Origin of the sequence: Helicobacter pylori (assembly GCF_021062735.1) — a bacterium.
Lineage (GTDB): Bacteria > Campylobacterota > Campylobacteria > Campylobacterales > Helicobacteraceae > Helicobacter > Helicobacter pylori_DN.
In genome coordinates this window covers 1-17,642 of sequence record NZ_JAHXLB010000007.1, presented here as the reverse complement: position 1 = coordinate 17,642, position 17,642 = coordinate 1, and the positions used below count along the sequence as shown (strand labels likewise).

Genomic DNA, 17,642 nt, shown 5'->3' with positions numbered 1-17,642 from the left:
TTAAACTTCTTTTTATATCTTATTGATGCTAGAAATAGACAACCAAACCCCACTAGAATCAGACTTTTTATTATTAGAAAAAATCGCAGATGTTTTAGCCCCCACTCAAATCATTGAGCTTGTTTTAGTGAGCGATGAAACCATGCGAGAAATCAATAGGGATTTAAGGGGTTGCGATTACGCTACCGATGTTTTGAGCTTCCCTTTAGAAGCGATCCCTCACACCCCTTTAGGGAGCGTGGTGATTAATGCGCCATTAGCTCAAGAAAACGCCCTGAAATTAGGGCATAGATTAGAAGAGGAGATCGCTCTTTTATTCATTCATGGGGTGTTGCACTTGTTGGGCTATGACCATGAAAAAGATAAGGGCGAACAACGTCAAAAAGAGGGCGAACTCATTAAAGCGTTTAACTTGCCTTTGAGTTTGATTGAACGGGCACAAGATTAGTTTTAGATTGCTTTAATGCTGACAAATAAAGCTTTTAATTTCTTTTAAAATGGGGCTTTAATTATTTTGTCTTATATTTTAAATTTTATTTTATAGTAAAGGGGGGATAGGAGATAAAACATTTCCTCCTACAACCCCCAACTAAATCCCACTAATCCCCTAAGATCGCATTATAAAAAACTATCTCTTGACTAGCGTCAAACTCTTTCGTATTGGATTATAAAAAATGATTTTAGTATTTTTTCAAAGCCCTTCATAGTAATACGACTGCGTGATGCCTTTAATGAGAGTTAAGGGATCGTTGGTATTAGAACTCAAATGCTTTTTTAAAAGCGTTTTGATTTCCAAATCATTCACAGGACTCCTTTCCATTGCACTCAAATAAGCGGCTTTATCAATCCTATCCCAAAGCACAATTTTTTTCAATTCCTTTTTAAGCAACAAATCAAGCCATATTCTAGTCGCTCTGCCATTACCCTCCAAAAAAGGGTGAGCGATATTCATTTCCACATATTTTTCTATGATTTGATTGAAATTATTTTGCGGCATGCTCTCAATTCTGGGTAAAATCAAATCCAAATACAAGCAGTTAGCGAACCTGAAATTTCCTTTAGAAATATTTTTATCCCTGATTTTCCCGGCAAATTCATACAGCCCTTCAAACAAAAACCGATGGATTTCTTGCAAGCCCTTGATCGTGCCTACTTCTATGGTGTCAATCAGACCGCTTTGGATCAAATGCTTGGCTTTTTCTAAACTCTGTCTGTCTAAATGCATCGCACTGTTTTTTAAGAGTGTAATTTTTAGAGGTGCATTTTTTTCACGCTTTCATGGCAAGCTTCTATAAACGCTCCCCTAACCCCTTTTTTTTCTAAAACGCTCAAGCCTTCAATCGTTGCGCCTTTAGGGGTGCAAATTTGCTCTATAATCATTTCTGGGCGTTCTTTTTCTAACAGCTTGGCAAAGCCTTTAAAACTCATTTTCACCAATTCTAAAGAATCTCTAGCGTTCAAGCCCTCTCTAATACCGGCATCTTTCAAACTGCTCGCTACCAAGCTTAAAAACGCGAGCGCGCTCCCGTTTGTCGCCACGCTGGCATCCACCAACTCTTCATTACCCACTCGCACGCAATTCCCAAAACTCTCAATAACACTCAAGGCCTTTTGGCTTATTAAGGGCATGGGTGATTTTTCACACACCGCCGTAGAAGAAAGGGCGAACTTGCTCGCAATATTGGGCATGCATTTGAGATAATGTAAAGAATCTATCGCATCGCTTAAAGCTTTAAAACCCACGCCAGCTAGTGCACTCAAAACGCTTTTGGCTTGCCCTTGATAATTAAAATCCTTAAGGTTATAAGGCTTAAAAAGTAAAAACACGAATTTTTGGTGTATGTCAATAGCGTCTTTATAGGGAACGATGCGCGCTTGAATGTTTTTTTCTTGTAAAAAGGGGGCGATCTTTTCAGGGTTTCGCCCGGTAATTTCTAAAATAAAACGCTTGGATAAAATTTCATGAGAGCCTTCTAAAATCGCTTGAGCCATATTCCCATAGCCGATGAATTGTAAGATTTCCATGACACACCCTTTTTTAAAACCCCATGATGTAATTGATATAGAAAGTATAAAGCCTCCTGTAACTCACATCAGCCCCAGTGCTTCTCAAATACGCTTGATTGATGAGAGGCACTTTAATCCCAAATTCCACGCTCTTTTGGCTTATAACCCCTTGATTGTGGAATTTCTTAGCGAAACGCTTAAACTCCGCAAAGTTGGTGCGCACCCCAAAATTCAGCGCCACTTGAAAATTCGTTGAATGGATGTCATTAGCGTTCCCCCAGTTGTCAATGATTTGTTGCCTTAGAGAGCTAAGCCAAGTTGCACCGCCCAGTTGGACCCCAGCAAATAGCCCAAAATTCAACGCTTTAGTGTTGTAAGTCCTCCTGAACAAGTTCCATAAAAAATCCGTGCCTACCCCATAAGCAAAGATATTCGCTTTCACGCTTTGATTGGCTAAGCCTATTTCACTAAAGCCGTAATCAAAGAAAAAATAATGCCTAAGACCTAATTTTCTCGCTTTACCAAAGAAATATTTATAGCCCAAACCAACCCCTAAGCCATTGCTCATGCCGTGTTGGGTGCTTTTAGCGGCCACATACTGGCTTAAAATGGGTTGAGAGCCGTAGTTATTGGCTTGATTTTGCACGTTTTGAACCTGATTTCTAGCGTTAATCATCGCATCAATGAGTTTTTGTTGCACCATAAAGAATGTTTTATCCCCTAAAAGCTGCCGTAAGGTTTGCGAGAATGACTGAATGGTGGTGGTGTTAGAAGTGATTTCTTGGAGCAAGGTTAAAATCGCATTAGGGCTAATGTCGTTTTGTAAGGCTTGAAACCCTTGAGAAATAGCGCTCGTAATGGCTTGAAAAGCGCTTATAAGACTAGTAGATACATTACTATCATTATTTTGGATAAACCCGGCGGTTTTAATAAATTCAGTGAGCAAATTAATTAAATTGTTCGTATCGCTCACCCCATTTGTGGGGATTGCCCCTAAAAGGTTGATAAGCTCACCGGAGCAAGTAGCACCACTACTACCGCTACTACCATTACACAAATTACTGAGACTGCTGCTATTATTTTTTAACGCTTCAAAGAATTGTTTTAAGCCGTTTTCAACGCCTTTATTATTCCCAGAGCTAGCGATAATGTTGGCTATTTTTTGGGCGTCATTATAGACTTTTTGCAAGTTGGTTTCGCTAGTGGTTGCGGTGGTTGCGGTGGTGGCGTTTTGTTGTTTGTTGGGTTCATAACAATTGCTCGTTCCATTGCTCCCGTTAGTGCTATTGCATGGCGTATAGCCGTTATTACTGCCACTATTGCTACTACTATAAGTCCCTAATTTCCCATCGCTGGCGTCTGTGAGCATTTGGTAGGCTGTGTTGATTTGATTAGTGCCATTTCCGTTTCCATTGCTTCCTCCATTGCCCCCATTAACACCCTTAAGATTTGTGATGATTTGATTGAGCAAACCACCGCTAGTGAGCGTGATTTGTTGGACATTGTAGGTGATGCTGTTCCAATCACTGCTCCCGCTTTGAGTTGTCGCTTGTGTTTGATACCCTAAAGCACTTTGTAACCCGCTGTAATAAGCCTTAGAATCGGACCATTGCTGATAGCACCAGTTATTACCACTCCCACTCATTCCGCTCGCGCATGCGTTATTTGTGGTGCTTGCTGATCCACTTGTTGCACTCGCTTGCGCTTGGCTCTGAGCGATTAAAGTGCTCATGCCTGTAGGCACTTGCTGGTTAATGGTATTGATGAGTTGGTAGAAATTCGCTCTTAATTGGATGCGTAAATCTTGGTTAGTGTTAGGTGTCGTCTCTTGCGACTGACTCCCATTAGTGTTATAAATCGCATTCGCCCAAGCTTGGATATTACTTTCTTGGTTTTGAAAAGCGCTTTGAATGCTTTGTTGGAAATTGCTGACATTTTGCAATACGGTGTTTAAAGCGCCCATCACCGTGCTGTTAGGGGATTGAGTGGTTGGCCCACTGCTTTGAGCTAAATTGGTCGTTTTAGCTTCTTCTTCATTATTCACCACCACCATCGCTTTTAGTTTGGGAGCGTTGCTTTTAGCTTGAGTGGTAGTGCTAGTCCCACTAGTAGAGCTTAAAATATTTTGCAATTGGGAGTTCCCGCTGATGCTCAAACCCCCCGAAGAATTGTTGTTATTGCATGTACCTTGCGATCCGTTACTGCCACTTGGGCATAGTATCTGAGCGTTTTTTTGCAAATTGGCTTCTGAAGTTTTTAAAGAGTTATAAACGCTCCACACTTGAGAAACAAGGTTAAAAGAATTCACGCCGATCTGCTCTTTGCCCCCTATGGTTTGGACTTTGGAGGTAGCGACTAAAGAATTGTCAAAGCTATTTGTGTTGTTTGTGGAGCTTGTGGCTGAGCATGAAATCCCATTAGAAGTATCGCCAGAAAGACTCCCGGTAGCGCTTGTGCAATCATAGGTGCTGATATTTTGCCCTTGAGCGTTGGTAACGGTGCCGATTTGGTAGTTATTAGAAGTGTTTTTGAGCAAGTTTTTAGGCTCAGTAAAACTAATCCAAGAAATTTGTTTTAAAGCGTTATTGTATTGTTCTATCGTGCTTTCATAGGCTTGGAAATTCAAAGCGTTGTGCAAGTTGTTTAAATTATAGGTAGTGTTGTTGATCGCATTGTTGTCTAAAGTGTTGATAGCAACGCTTTGAAGCTTTTGAGCGATGGCTTGGACTTGTTGGTTGGCTTGGTTATTTGAAGTGGGGGTTGCGGCTAAAGGGGCTAAATTTTGGATGAATTGCTCTAAGCATTGGACTTGATTGGCGCAACCATTGGGGTTATTTTGATTATTAGTGCTTAATTCCCCTTGTAAGGTGTTCATTAAAAGGGTATTGTTGTATTGTTGTTGGTTATTGCTGTTTGAAGAAGTAGAGCCTAAAATGGAATTAGTGGGATAAAATACGATTTGTCCCGGTGGGTTTAGCACCACATGCGTTGTGGTTGTCGTAGGGAAATACCCCACCCCAAGAGTGGTTAAAGCATTTTTTAAAGCGCTCACATAAGCGGTATTATTGCTAGAGGCATTCACCGCATCGGTCAGATTGGAGAGTAAGGATTGCGCGTAAGTGGTGCTAGTGGTTTTAGTGATGCTGTGTTCAACTTGTTGCAACAATTCTGCCATGGATTGCGCGGTGTTTTGGAGCTGTTTTTTAACTTCTTGGGAGTTGTTGCTAGGGTTTAGGCTATTGACTGCACTAATAATATTAGAGCTTAGGGCTATGCCCTGATTAAAGGTGCTTTGGGTGTTGGAAAGGAGTTTGGCTGTGATTTGTGAAGAGTGGGCTTTTAAGGGATCAGAGCTCCCTTTAAGCCCTATGATTTGCTGAGAAATGCTAGAGATTTGATGGCTAGAATAAAAGTCTTTTCTTTTGCCAATTTGATTCAAGATATTAGAAATGCCCTCTAATTGGTTGCCCACGGTGTTACTCACGCCATAGCCTAAAGCGTCAATGACGCTTTGAGAGCTTAAAGTGATAAGGCCGGTAGTAGGCCCTGCAATATTGATCGCGCTTTGGGTTATGCTGTTGATGATGTTTTGATTTTCTAAAAGTTGTTTGTTATTGATGAATTGTTGCGTGCCGCCGATTTGATAGCCTACAGACATATACCAGCCATTGTCTTCAGCTAAGAGGGAGCCAATTAAAAAGAATGGTATAAATTTTCTAGCTTTTTTTATCATATTTTTCCCTTATTTTGTTTAATCAAAAGCCTATGTTGTAGCCCACATAAAAACTAAAGGCTCTTCTATACTTCGCTGTAACGCCTTCTGATTGGTAATAGGTGTGATAAAGCACCGGTATTTTAACGCCAAATTCTATCCCTTGAGAAAAACGGGATCTTTTTTGATGAGCGATTTTGGAAAAATTAGTCCTTATGCCTAAATCAAAAAGCAATTGGAAAGAAGTGTCTTTGGGCTTAAGATGGTTGCCATCCACTTGATCTAAAAAATTCGTTTTCCAGGTTTGCCCTGCAAGTTGGATACCGGCAAAAAAACCTATATCTATCGCTTCAGTCCCCCTTTTTCGGGTAAAAACATTATAAAGAAAGTCTGTGCCTGCCCCATAGCTAGAGAGAGTGGCTTTCACCAAAGAAGGTCCTGTGCCAAATTGCGCGTAACCAAAATCATAAAAGCCATAATACCTAAGCCCAAACATGCGCTTTTTGCCAAAGAATTGCTTATAGCCCATTTTCACGCCAAAGCCGTTCATGTTATTAGAATTAGAGTTATGCTCCAAAAAATTCCTAGCAAAGCCCATTTGATAGACTTGATTTATTTTAGTTTGCATTTCATCAATCACTCCATGAATCACTTCTTTAGAGCGATAAAGCCCATAAGCCATTAAAGTTTTTGCCGTGGGGGAATAGGGGTTGGCTAAGATCTTGTCTATTTGCGCGGGGGTGGGGGCGTTTGTGGCTTGCTCTAGCTGGTTCATGATGACTTTTTGCTCTTGTTGGGCTTGTTGTGGGGTTAAATGATTTTGTGGGGTTTGATTATTAGTGCCATTCAATTGCCCTCCATAATTAGGCAAGAAATTCAAACCTTTATTGTTTAAATCCAAATAGGGGGCGACCCAATTGGTGATGAAATCCCCATACGCTACGGTGTTATTAAGTAAGCTTTCCCCATAGTTGATCGCTTCTTGAATCTGGCTATATCTTGAAGTGCTTGTCAGTTTAGCGGCTTTATTGGCGAAATTTTGTATGCCTGAAAAAATCATAGAAGCGGTGATGCCATTAGCGATGACGCTATCCGCTAAATAATAGACTGCCGAGCTAGGGTGGTAGGTGTATTGGCCATTGCCTGATCCAATTGTCGCTCCAGCGGGTAATACTTTTAAGGGCGCTTGCGTGGTGTTAGTGCCGTTTTTGGTGTAATAACCTGGGCCGCTAAAGCTTTGGTAGCCTTGTTGGGAATTGCTGCCATTAGGGGCTTTGTTGTAAGTGAATCCAAATTGCTTTTCATTGGCTAAGCCCCCTAAAATCCCTGCTTGCATTAAAGCCTGGAAGATGTTTTGGGCGTTTTGAGCGATAGAGTTAGCTTCATTAGTAGCCATGCATTGGTTTTGAGTGCTGCAAATGGTTTGATTACCGCTTGCTGTGGCTAAGCCGTCTTGTAAAAGGTGTTGCAAGACTTTAGGGCTAAAATTTACAGGACTGCCATCAGGGGTGCTAAAAGATTTATTCGTTAAGGTTTGGTTATACCAGAGCGTGGTTAAAGCGTTGGTAATATCATTGTTTAAAGCGTTCATGACACTAGCTAGACCTTCAGGCAATGCAATAACAGTGCTTTGATTGCCGAATTTGACATTAAAGACTTTGGCGTTAGAAAGATTTTCAGGGTTACGGATTAAAGTTTCGCCGATGAGTTGGGTGAGCTTGTTTAAATTATTGACCAGAGATTGCATATCAAAGGTGGCATTGACATTGCCTCTTGGGGGGTTGTTGCCTGTATCGCCACTATTTTCTTTAGGATAGCCCCCCGCATAGAGCAGACATCTTTTAGAAGGATCAGGGCAGAGCATTTGCATTAAAACTCTAGTTTGTTGCCCCATCGCTTCTAAATAATAGGCTAAAGGCACTGCCGCAGATTCTAGAGCGATAGCGTTTTGGCGGATGTAGGTGGATGCGTCTTGACTAGCGTTAAGCCCTGAGTTATCCACCCTTTGAATGGCTAGAGAAGTTTGATAACTCACCCCCATAAAAAACTCATCATCTTCAGCCGCTAAGGGATTAAGAAAAAATAAGGGGAGTAGGCTAGAACAGATAAGCCATTTTTTATTAAAAATAAAGTCTTGCAAGGGGTTATCCTTTTCTCTTTAAAAGATTTGAGCTATCCTAAATTTTATCTTATTTGTCGCTTAAGTTTAATGGTTGGTCGCTTAATTGTTGATTAAAATGGGCTATTTTAGGCGCTCAAAATCGTTTCAATGATGGTTTTTGCGCCGTTTTTAGCGATTTTTTGTTGCAATTTGTTGCTGATAGTGGTGAGGTTTTTATTGCCTTGATCATCTTTTTGGTTGAGTTTTCTAATGACTTCAAAGAGTTTTTTAGGCAATAATTCATTTTGAGGCACGACATAGCATAAGTTTTCTTCTTCAAATTCTAAGACATTGTAATACTGGTGGTTATTGCTCGCAAAAGGGTAGGGGATAAAAATCGTGGGTAAGCCATTGGCGCACAATTCCCACACGCTGCTAGCACCCGCTCGGCTCACACACAAATCCGCCCTGTGCATGACTTCTGTGATGTTATTGTGGAAAGCAAACAATTCTACCTTATCCAACAGCCCCAATTCCTGGTAAAAAAAACGCATTCTTTCATGAGCGTCTGAGCCGCAAATATGCGTGATTTTAATCCCTTGTTTGGTGAGTTTAGGAGCGTTTAATAAAGCGAATTCATTGATCGCTTTTGCCCCTTGCGAACCGCCTAAAAATAAAATATGCTTGATTTCAGTGCGAGTCCTAGCAAAATCAAAAAAAGCGTTTTGCACGGGATAGGAGGTTAAAACATGATTTCCCTTATCTTTAAAGGTATAGCTTGAAAACACCGCCTTAGCTTTAGGGGAAAGGTAGCGATTAAGAGAGCCTTTAATCGCATTTTGCTCATGGATATAAAGGGGTATTTTATTGAGTAAGCTTGCAAAACTCGCCGGCCCTGCGCTAAACCCTCCCACGCTAATGGTGTGCGTGATCTGGTGTTTTTTTAAGATTTCTTTAGCCTTAAATGTGGCTTTAGCTTGCAAGAATAAAGAGCCTATTTTTTTAAAAAAGCTTTTATTGACCACGCCTTGCGTGTTGAAAAAATAGCGTTCGCTAAACAGGGGGCTATTTTCAAACCATTCTTTATCTTGCCCATAAGTTGAGCCTAAATAAATAGCCTCTATGCCTTGTTTTTCTAATTCTATGGCTAAGGCTTTAGCGATAGAGAGATGCCCGCCTGTGCCTCCCCCTGTGAGAGCGAATTTCATGCTAAAAACCCTTAAGCTCGTTCTCTTTCTTGAATCACAAAGCTTTTTAAAGGATCTCTAAAGCCAAAATCCGGATAATCCATCATAGAAAGTGCGATTTGAGCGCCAAAGCCATTTTTGGAATTAAACACCAAAGGGGCTAAGAAATTAACCATAGAATCTTCCAAATTTTTTTGCAACACGACCACGCAATACACCTCAACTTTGGAATGAGAATCTAATTCTAGCAGTAATTCTATGTATTTGGGTATCACAAAGCTGTATTCTCTCAAACAATAAGGATTCACTAAGACCATATCCAACGCCATGGGGGAATTGGTTTGGCCAATTAATCGGCTGAATAAGGAATCAATTTTTTCCAAACGCACTTCATGGATATGTTCAAATCCTAAAATAGGGGCTTTTAAAAAGTAATTCACTGGACTATCCTTTTTAATTTAAATGCTTTGTTGTATAATTTTTAAAAAATACGCAACAATTAAAAGCGTAAAAGCAAAAGGCGTTCCAAATCCAACCATTTTTTAAGGAACGCTCTATTTTAGGATAATGATAATAATGAAACAAGAACCCACCACCTACCAACCAGAAGAGATAGAAAAAAAGATTTATGAAATTTGCTCTCATAGGGGGTATTTTGAAATTGATGGCAATGAAGCGATCCAAGAAAAAAACAAACGATTTTGCTTGATGATGCCCCCTCCTAATGTGACTGGCATCTTACACATAGGGCATGCCCTAACTTTAAGTTTGCAAGATATTTTAGTGCGCTACAAACGCATGGACGGGTATAAGACTTTGTATCAGCCAGGGTTGGATCACGCCGGCATTGCGACGCAAAATGTCGTAGAAAAGCAACTTTTAAATCAAGGGATTAAAAAAGAAGATCTAGGGCGTGAAGCGTTCGTTCAAAAAGTGTGGGAATGGAAAGAAAAGAGCGGGGGAGCGATTTTAGAGCAAATGAAGCGTTTAGGCGTGAGCGCGGCCTTTTCTAGAACTCGTTTCACGATGGATAAGGGCTTGCAAAGAGCGGTTAAATTGGCGTTTTTGAAATGGTATGAAAAAGGCTTAATCATTCAAGATAATTACATGGTGAATTGGTGCACTAAAGATGGGGCGTTAAGCGATATTGAAGTGGAGTATGAAGAGCGTAAGGGGGCGTTGTATTATATTAAATATTATTTAGAAAATCAAAAAGATTATTTAGTGGTGGCTACCACACGCCCTGAAACCTTGTTTGGCGATAGCGCGCTCATGGTCAATCCTAATGATGAGAGATACAAGCATTTAGTGGGGCAAAAAGTGATCTTGCCCTTAATTAATCGCAAGATCCCTATTATCGCTGATTTGCATGTGGAAATGGAGTTTGGCACAGGGTGTGTGAAGGTTACCCCTGGGCATGATTTTAACGATTATGAAGTGGGCAAACGCCACCATTTGGAGATGATTAAAATCTTTGATGAAAAGGGGATTTTAAACGCGCATTGCGGGGAGTTTGAAAATTTAGAACGATTAAAAGCCAGAGATAAGGTCATAGAAAAATTAAAAGAAAACGCCTTATTGGAAAAGATAGAAGAGCACACGCATCAAGTGGGGCATTGCTATCGCTGTCATAATGTGGTAGAGCCTTATGTGTCTAAGCAATGGTTTGTCAAGCCTGAGATCGCTCAAAGTTCTATTGAAAAAATCCAACAGGGTTTGGCGCGATTCTACCCTTCTAATTGGATCAATAATTATAACGCTTGGATGAGAGAATTACGCCCTTGGTGTATCAGCAGGCAATTGTTTTGGGGGCATCAAATACCGGTATTTACTTGTGAAAATAACCACCAGTTTGTAAGCCTAGACACCCCCTTAAGCTGCCCTACTTGTAAGAGTGAAAAACTAGAGCAAGATAAAGATGTGCTAGACACATGGTTTAGTTCAGGGCTATGGGCGTTCTCTACTTTGGGGTGGGGGCAAGAAAAAAGCGATTTGTTTAATGAAAACGATTTGAAAGATTTCTACCCTAACACAACGCTCATTACTGGGTTTGACATCCTCTTTTTTTGGGTGGCCAGAATGCTTTTTTGCAGCGAGTCGCTTTTAGGCGAATTGCCTTTTAAAGATATTTACTTGCACGCCTTGGTTAGGGACGAAAAGGGTGAAAAAATGAGCAAATCTAAAGGCAATGTGATCGATCCTTTAGAGATGATAGAAAAATACGGTGCAGATAGTTTGCGTTTCACTTTAGCCAATTTGTGCGCTACGGGCAGAGACATTAAGCTTTCTACTACGCATTTAGAAAATAACAAGAATTTTGCCAACAAGATTTTCAATGCGGTGAGTTACTTGAAGCTCAAACAAGAATCTTTCAAAGATAAAGAGCGTTTGAACGAATACCAAACGCCTTTGGGGCGTTATGCGAAATCGCGCTTGAATCTTGTTACTAAAGAGGTTCGTAACGCTTTAGATAATTATCGTTTTAATGACGCCACGACTTTATTGTACCGCTTTTTGTGGGGGGAATTTTGCGACTGGTTCATTGAATTTTCTAAAGTGGAAAATGAAGCGATAGACGAATTAGGGAGCGTGTTAAAAGAGGCCTTAAAACTCTTGCACCCTTTCATGCCCTTTATCAGCGAATCTTTATACCACAAGCTCAGTAACACGGATCTAGAAAGCACTGAATCTATCATGGTCATGCCTTACCCTAAAGATTTGGCGCAAGATGAAAAATTAGAGCATGAATTTGAAGTGATCAAAGATTGCATTGTGTCTTTAAGGCGTTTGAAAATCATGCTAGAAACCCCACCGATTGTTTTAAAAGAAGCGAGCGTGGGATTAAGGGAGAAAATAGAAAATACAGAGCGTTTGCAAACTTACGCCCAAAAATTAGCGAAATTAGAAAAAGTCAGCGTGATAACTTATAAGCCTTTAAAAAGCGTGAGCGATGTGGGGGAATTTTGCCAAACTTATGCGGATTTAGAAAATCTTGATTTAAGCCCGCTCATTGCTCGTTTAAAAAAGCAGTTGGAAAAATTGGAAAAAGAAAAACTAAAACTCAATTTGCACAATGAAAATTTTGTCAAAAACGCGCCTAAAAGCGTGCTAGAAAAAGCCAAAGAGAGTTTAAAAACGCTTTTAGAAAAAGAAAGTAAAATTAAGCAAGAATTGGATTTGTTAGAACAACCATAATAAAAGGATAAAAAATGTTTCAAGCATTAGGCGATGGGTTTAAAAACGCGCTCAATAAAATCCGCTTTCAAGATGATGAAAAAGCGCTAGACAGAGCGTTAGACGAATTGAAAAAAACGCTTTTAAAAAACGATGTGCATCATAAAGTGGCTAGAGAATTGCTCAAAAAAGTGGAAAGCCAGACTAAAGCGAGTGGCATTGGCAAGCAGCAATTTTTAGACGCTTTAGAAAAGAGTTTGTTAGAAATCTTAAGCGCTAAAGGGAGCAGTGGTTTCACTTTCGCTCAAACGCCCCCCACCGTGGTTTTAATGGCCGGTTTGCAAGGGAGCGGTAAGACAACCACCACCGCTAAACTCGCTCATTATTTAAAAACCAAAAATAAAAAAGTGCTTTTATGCGCATGCGATTTGCAACGCTTAGCGGCAGTGGAGCAATTAAAGGTTTTGGGCGAACAGGTGGGCGTGGAAGTGTTTTATGAAGAAAATAAAAGCGTGAAAGAAATCGCCAACAACGCTTTAAAAAGGGCTAAAGAAGCGCAATTTGATGTTTTGCTCGTGGATAGCGCGGGGCGTTTAGCCATTGATAAAGAGCTTATGCAAGAATTAAAAGAAGTCAAAGAAGTCTTAAACCCCCATGAAGTGCTGTATGTTGCAGACGCATTGAGCGGGCAAGATGGGGTCAAAAGCGCGAACACCTTTAATGAAGAAATAGGTGTGAGTGGGGTGGTGTTAAGCAAATTTGATAGCGATTCTAAAGGGGGTATCGCTTTAGGCATTACTTATCAATTGGGCTTACCCTTGCGGTTTATTGGGAGCGGGGAAAAAATCCCTGATTTAGATGTGTTTGTGCCTGAAAGGATTGTGGGGCGTTTGATGGGGGCTGGAGATATTGTCTCGCTCGCTGAAAAAACCGCCAGCGTTTTAAACCCTAATGAAGCCAAAGATTTAAGCAAAAAGCTCAAAAAAGGGCAATTCACTTTCAACGATTTTTTAAACCAAATTGAAAAGGTGAAAAAATTAGGCTCTATGAGTTCTCTAATCTCTATGATTCCAGGTTTAGGGAATATGGCAAGCGCGCTGAAAGACACGGATTTAGAAAGCTCTTTAGAAGTGAAAAAAATCAAGGCTATGGTCAATTCCATGACCAAAAAAGAGCAAGAAAATCCCGAGATTTTAAACGGCAGCCGAAGAAAAAGGATCGCTTTAGGGAGCGGCTTAGAAGTGTCTGAAATCAATCGCATCATCAAACGCTTTGATCAAGCGAGTAAAATGGCGAAACGCTTAACGAATAAAAAGGGCATTAGCGATTTGATGAATCTAATGAGTCAGGCTAAAAATCAAACACCCCCTAAAATGCACTGATTTTTAAGCATGTTTTAGGCGCTTTTGTTGTATAATCTCAAATTTAATATGAATATTTTAGGAGATTTTTGTAATGACAGTCATCAGACTCACGCGCATTGGGAGAAAGAAAAAGCCTTTTTACAGAGTGGTGGTAACCGATTCTAGGAAAAGAAGGGATGGAGGTTGGATTGAATCCATTGGGTATTACAACCCTTTAAGCGAGCCTAAAGATATTAAAATTGATAAGGAGCGCTTGAATTACTGGAAAGGCGTGGGGGCTAAAATGAGCGAGAGGGTGGAAAAACTTTCTCAAAAAATCTAAGGTTTTGTGAGGCTAAATGTGCGAATTAGATCCTTTGAACACGCCTTTTTCTCAAGCTGAGTGTAAGGACTATTCGTATTGCGTGGCAACTTTTTTAGAAAAATATTTAAAAAAGGTTGTTTCTTTTCCTCAAGCTTTGAGCGTAGAGCACACGCTTTTAGAAGATAAAGTCAAACAAATCACTATTTATACCCACCCATCAGACATGGGGCATGTGATCGGTAAAGAGGGCAAAATGGTGAGCGCGATTAAGGCGTTTGTTTCTGGTGTGAAAGCCAAAGACGGATTTTCTTATAAGATTGTTGTTTTTGCTAGTAAAAACGGCGGTAAAAATCCCCATGTTTTAGGCGATCAAACGCCTTGAATGGTTTCTATGCTTTTAGTGGGTAGAATTGGTAAAAGCGTGGGGCTTAATGGGGGGTTAAAGCTTCATTTAGAGAGCGATTTTCCGGAGTGCTTAAAAAAGGGCGTTAAGGTGAGTGTCGCTCCAATCAACGCTTTCTCTTGTGTTTCTTCTTTTAAAGACTATGTGATCCATTCTTATGAGCATGCCAAAAATTTGTTGTTTTTAGAAACTATCCACACGCCCGAAAAGGCTAAAGAGCTGACTAATTTAGGGCTTTTTATGAGCGAAGCAGAGAGCAAGAAACTCTGTGTTTTAAAAGAGGGGGAGTTTTTTTATTGCGATTTAGTAGGGCTTAGCGTGGTGGAAGAAAACGAGATTCTAGGGAAAGTCATAGAAATCCAAAGGATTTCTCAAACAGATTATTTCATGGTTGAAACCACGAGAAGTTTGGTTGAAAAAGGTTTGGCTAAGATTTTTTTAATCCCTTATAGGGATTTTTATATCAAAGAAATCCTTTTGCAAGACAAAAAAATAACCACCCATAACGCTAAAACGCTTTTAGAGAATAGTTGAGTGAAATTCAGCGTTTTAACCCTTTTCCCGCAACTCGTATGGCCTTATTTTGAAGATTCTATTTTAAAAAGAGCGTTAGAAAAAAATCTTTTTGAATTGGAAGTGTTAAACCTTAGGGATTTTAGCGCCAATAAATATCAAAAAGCGGATCACACGCTCATTGGTGGGGGTGCGGGGCAAATTTTAGACCCTGAGATGATAGAAAACGCGCTCCATTCTGTTAAAAACCCTAAACACACGATTTTTTTAAGCGCGGTGGGTAAGCCTTTCAAGCAAATAGATGCGATGCGTTTGGCTCAAAAAAAGCATGTCGTTTTGGTGTGCGGGCGTTATGAGGGATTTGATGAACGCTCTATTGAACTTGACGCTGATGAGGTTTTTTGTATAGGCGATTTTATTTTAACAGGGGGCGAGCTTGGGGCGTTGTGCTTGATAGATAGTATCGCTCGCTACATTCAAGGGGTTTTGGGTAACGCCCGATCTTTAGAAAATGAGAGCTTTGAAAACCATTATTTGGAAGCCCCTAATTTCGCTAACGCTGTTTTTAAATCCAAAGAAATCAATAAAATCCCTGCCCCTTTAGAATATTCTAAAGGAAATCATGCTAAAATCAAGCAACTAAAACTTGATTTGTCAAAATTAAGGACGAAATTCTACCGCCTTGATTTATTCAAACAGCACAAATCATGAAATTGACATTAAGGAAAACACATGAAAAACCGCTACATTCAGCAGTTTGAAGACGCTCAATTAAAAGGCAAGACCATGCCAGCATTTAAAGCCGGCGATACTTTGAGATTGGGTATCACCATTAAAGAAGGCGAAAAAACACGAACTCAGTATTTTGAGGGCGCGTGCATTGCGATTAGAGGCAATGGCGTGGATAAGACTTTTTGCGTGCGTAAAATAGGGGCTAACAATATCGGCGTGGAGAAAATTTTCCCTTTCTATAGCGAAAGTTTGGCGAGCGTTGAGGTGTTGCGCGTGGGCAGGGTGCGCCGCGCGAAGCTCTACTACTTGCGCGATAGGAGAGGTAAGGCAGCAAGGATTAAAGAAGTCCGCCATTAACTTCAAGGCTTTTTATCAGTCATGCTTCAATCAATGCCGATGGGTAGAACGCTCTTTAGGGGTTGAAATCCGTTTTTTAACCGCTTCTCTTAAAATTAGTGTAGAACTTTTTAAATGGATTGGATTGGCTTGAAAAAGAGTTTTTTAATCCCTTTTTAGTTTTACCACCGACTTTTTTAAAACTCTAAACTCTTTTTAGCGTTGGTGTTCGTTTTTTTTTCAAGGCAAAGCTTTAATCGCTTCTTTTCTAGCTTGCTGTTTGTTAAACTGAATTTTTGGCTCTGTTTTTTAATGGGGCGTTGGTTGTCAAATTTTAAAAAAGGTTAAAAAGCGTTTTTTACCATTAAAATACAAAAAGCTTGACGCAAGTTAAACGATAACTCCTTGAAAAAGCGATTGGGTTAGGGGATTTAAAGGGTTTGAAAGAACATTAAAGTGCGAAATATCCCCTCATATTCTCAAGAAAGTTTTACTATAAAGTTTTTAAAAAATGAAAGAAATTAATTAAGGCTTTGAGTGTCTGCTTGATGAGAACAGAACCTTTATTTTATTTTAAAAAACAAGGCATGTTTAAATCCCCATGCTATACTCAACCCTTATGGCAAAATTCATATTTTGGGAGAAAGCATGGAAAAAACTGAAACCACGATTTTTGTGGATTGGGAAAATCTTCTCGCCGATTTGAAAGCAATCCAAGAAACGGATGAGCGTTTAAAAGAGCCTAATTTTAATTTCAACAATCCCGATCAACTCTTAGCGCTAATCCGTTCGTTTTTGGAGCCTGAAGAGAAATTGAAGCGGATCTATTTTATGTATCTGAGTCTTTCACAGAAGTTGAACCTAGAATCAAGGGCAATAAAAACGAAGAACTTGAGGAGTATAAAGAGAAGAATCCTAAAGAATATGAGGAAAAAGTGAATAAATCAGGGATTATCCAATCTTTCAACCATGCGATCGCCCAACAAAATCAAGTGAAATTACGAGTCGGGCGGATAAAGTTCAAATTCGTTTATAAGTTCGAAGACAAAGAAGTCTATAATGGTCTAGAAGCCAAGATTTTCATACCTTACTTAAAGTTGCGTCAAAAACAAGTTGATGCGCTGTTGGCGCACGATATTACCAAGCTGTATTGCACCAAACAAGGAGGGTGTATTTTGCTGTTCAGTAGGGATACTGATTTTGTGCCTGTGTTAGAAGCCGCTTGGGAGAAAGGCTTTGAAGTCTTCATCGCCAACATTCAAGAAAGTCCCAATTCTGTCCCTTCAGACTTGAAGAAGTCTTGCAATGTGAGAGAGCACAGTGTCGCTGACATTGTAGATAACTTGCCAAAAAATCAGTACACCCCCAAGAAAAAGAATTTTTCCCCCAACGAGCCTTTCAACAACCCATTTAAAGACCAACTCTTTAAGAAGAACTAACGTATTTCCCCCACCAAGGGGACAAAAAAGCACCCAATTTAAAAGGGTTAGCTTAAGCGGATTTTTCTAATCCATGATTTCACTTTTTGCTCTCTATTATGGAGTGATTTTTGAAAACAGAGATAAATTAGCACTTATAATAGTGGTTTTATGGGGAATGTGCGCGTGTTTTTGGCGGTATTTAGATTTCTCAAAACCCAATTATTTTAAAATTTTAACTTACTCTGTCAAAAATTTTTATAGTTTAAGCAAACCTTAAGCTTTGTATGACTATACTTTCATTTCCTTGTTTCAGCAAGGGCTTTTAAAAAGCCGCTTGATACCTTACAAGGATAGCTGATTAAAAGCAAACGATCTTTGAAAACTAAGC

At 39.9% G+C, this 17,642-nt stretch carries 14 protein-coding genes and 1 pseudogene; 9 read left to right on the top strand and 6 right to left on the bottom strand.

Annotation, left to right across the window (positions count from 1 at the left end):
- Positions 1-25 precede the first annotated feature (25 nt).
- The gene (ybeY, locus tag KX581_RS04100; protein WP_231175666.1) at positions 26-448 is read left to right on the top strand and encodes an rRNA maturation RNase YbeY; all 423 of its coding nucleotides are present in this window, start codon (positions 26-28) and stop codon (positions 446-448) included.
- 243 nt (positions 449-691) lie between these two features.
- Here the strand turns inward: ybeY and fic are convergent, their stop codons facing one another.
- From fic to fliW, 6 genes are all read right to left on the bottom strand, one after another.
- The gene (gene fic / locus KX581_RS04095; RefSeq protein WP_000549892.1) at positions 692-1,225 is read right to left on the bottom strand and encodes a protein adenylyltransferase Fic; all 534 of its coding nucleotides are present in this window, start codon (positions 1,223-1,225) and stop codon (positions 692-694) included.
- A gap of 26 nt (positions 1,226-1,251) precedes the next feature.
- The gene (proC, locus tag KX581_RS04090; RefSeq protein ID WP_231175665.1) at positions 1,252-2,025 is read right to left on the bottom strand and encodes a pyrroline-5-carboxylate reductase; all 774 of its coding nucleotides are present in this window, start codon (positions 2,023-2,025) and stop codon (positions 1,252-1,254) included.
- Positions 2,026-2,038: 13 nt separating this feature from the next.
- A complete protein-coding gene (hopL, locus tag KX581_RS04085; RefSeq protein ID WP_231175664.1) occupies positions 2,039-5,740 on the bottom strand; it encodes a Hop family outer membrane protein HopL in 3,702 nt (1,233 codons plus the stop codon).
- A 22-nt stretch (positions 5,741-5,762) separates the two neighbouring features.
- On the bottom strand, positions 5,763-7,859 hold the full coding sequence (gene hopI, locus KX581_RS04080; RefSeq protein WP_231175663.1) for a Hop family outer membrane protein HopI: 2,097 nt from the start codon (positions 7,857-7,859) through the stop codon (positions 5,763-5,765).
- A 107-nt stretch (positions 7,860-7,966) separates the two neighbouring features.
- Positions 7,967-9,028, bottom strand: a complete 1,062-nt coding sequence (gene murG, locus KX581_RS04075; RefSeq protein WP_231175662.1) for an undecaprenyldiphospho-muramoylpentapeptide beta-N-acetylglucosaminyltransferase — start codon at positions 9,026-9,028, stop codon at positions 7,967-7,969.
- An 11-nt stretch (positions 9,029-9,039) separates the two neighbouring features.
- Complete coding sequence (gene fliW, locus KX581_RS04070; RefSeq protein ID WP_001105840.1) at positions 9,040-9,447, bottom strand: flagellar assembly protein FliW; 408 nt, start codon at positions 9,445-9,447, stop codon at positions 9,040-9,042.
- A 136-nt stretch (positions 9,448-9,583) separates the two neighbouring features.
- On the opposite strand from fliW, the gene valS reads away from it, so the two are divergent.
- The 8 genes and pseudogenes from valS to KX581_RS04030 all read left to right on the top strand — a co-directional run bounded on the left by valS (position 9,584) and on the right by KX581_RS04030 (position 17,272).
- Positions 9,584-12,202 carry a valine--tRNA ligase gene (valS, locus tag KX581_RS04065; RefSeq protein ID WP_231175661.1) on the top strand — a complete coding sequence of 873 codons (2,619 nt, stop codon included), beginning with the start codon at positions 9,584-9,586 and terminating at the stop codon, positions 12,200-12,202.
- A 14-nt stretch (positions 12,203-12,216) separates the two neighbouring features.
- Complete coding sequence (ffh, locus tag KX581_RS04060; RefSeq protein ID WP_231175660.1) at positions 12,217-13,563, top strand: signal recognition particle protein; 1,347 nt, start codon at positions 12,217-12,219, stop codon at positions 13,561-13,563.
- A gap of 73 nt (positions 13,564-13,636) precedes the next feature.
- A complete protein-coding gene (gene rpsP, locus KX581_RS04055) occupies positions 13,637-13,867 on the top strand; it encodes a 30S ribosomal protein S16 (protein ID WP_000216126.1) in 231 nt (76 codons plus the stop codon).
- Positions 13,868-13,883: 16 nt separating this feature from the next.
- Complete coding sequence (locus KX581_RS04050) at positions 13,884-14,231, top strand: KH domain-containing protein (protein WP_180510947.1); 348 nt, start codon at positions 13,884-13,886, stop codon at positions 14,229-14,231.
- Entirely contained in the window at positions 14,232-14,786 is a 555-nt protein-coding gene (gene rimM, locus KX581_RS04045; RefSeq protein ID WP_180510949.1) for a ribosome maturation factor RimM, read from the top strand.
- A complete protein-coding gene (gene trmD / locus KX581_RS04040; RefSeq protein WP_120896333.1) occupies positions 14,787-15,476 on the top strand; it encodes a tRNA (guanosine(37)-N1)-methyltransferase TrmD in 690 nt (229 codons plus the stop codon).
- Positions 15,477-15,497: 21 nt separating this feature from the next.
- Positions 15,498-15,854, top strand: a complete 357-nt coding sequence (gene rplS, locus KX581_RS04035) for a 50S ribosomal protein L19 (RefSeq protein ID WP_120873096.1) — start codon at positions 15,498-15,500, stop codon at positions 15,852-15,854.
- 627 nt (positions 15,855-16,481) lie between these two features.
- Positions 16,482-17,272, top strand: a pseudogene (locus tag KX581_RS04030) (NYN domain-containing protein).
- Positions 17,273-17,642: the final 370 nt, after the last annotated feature.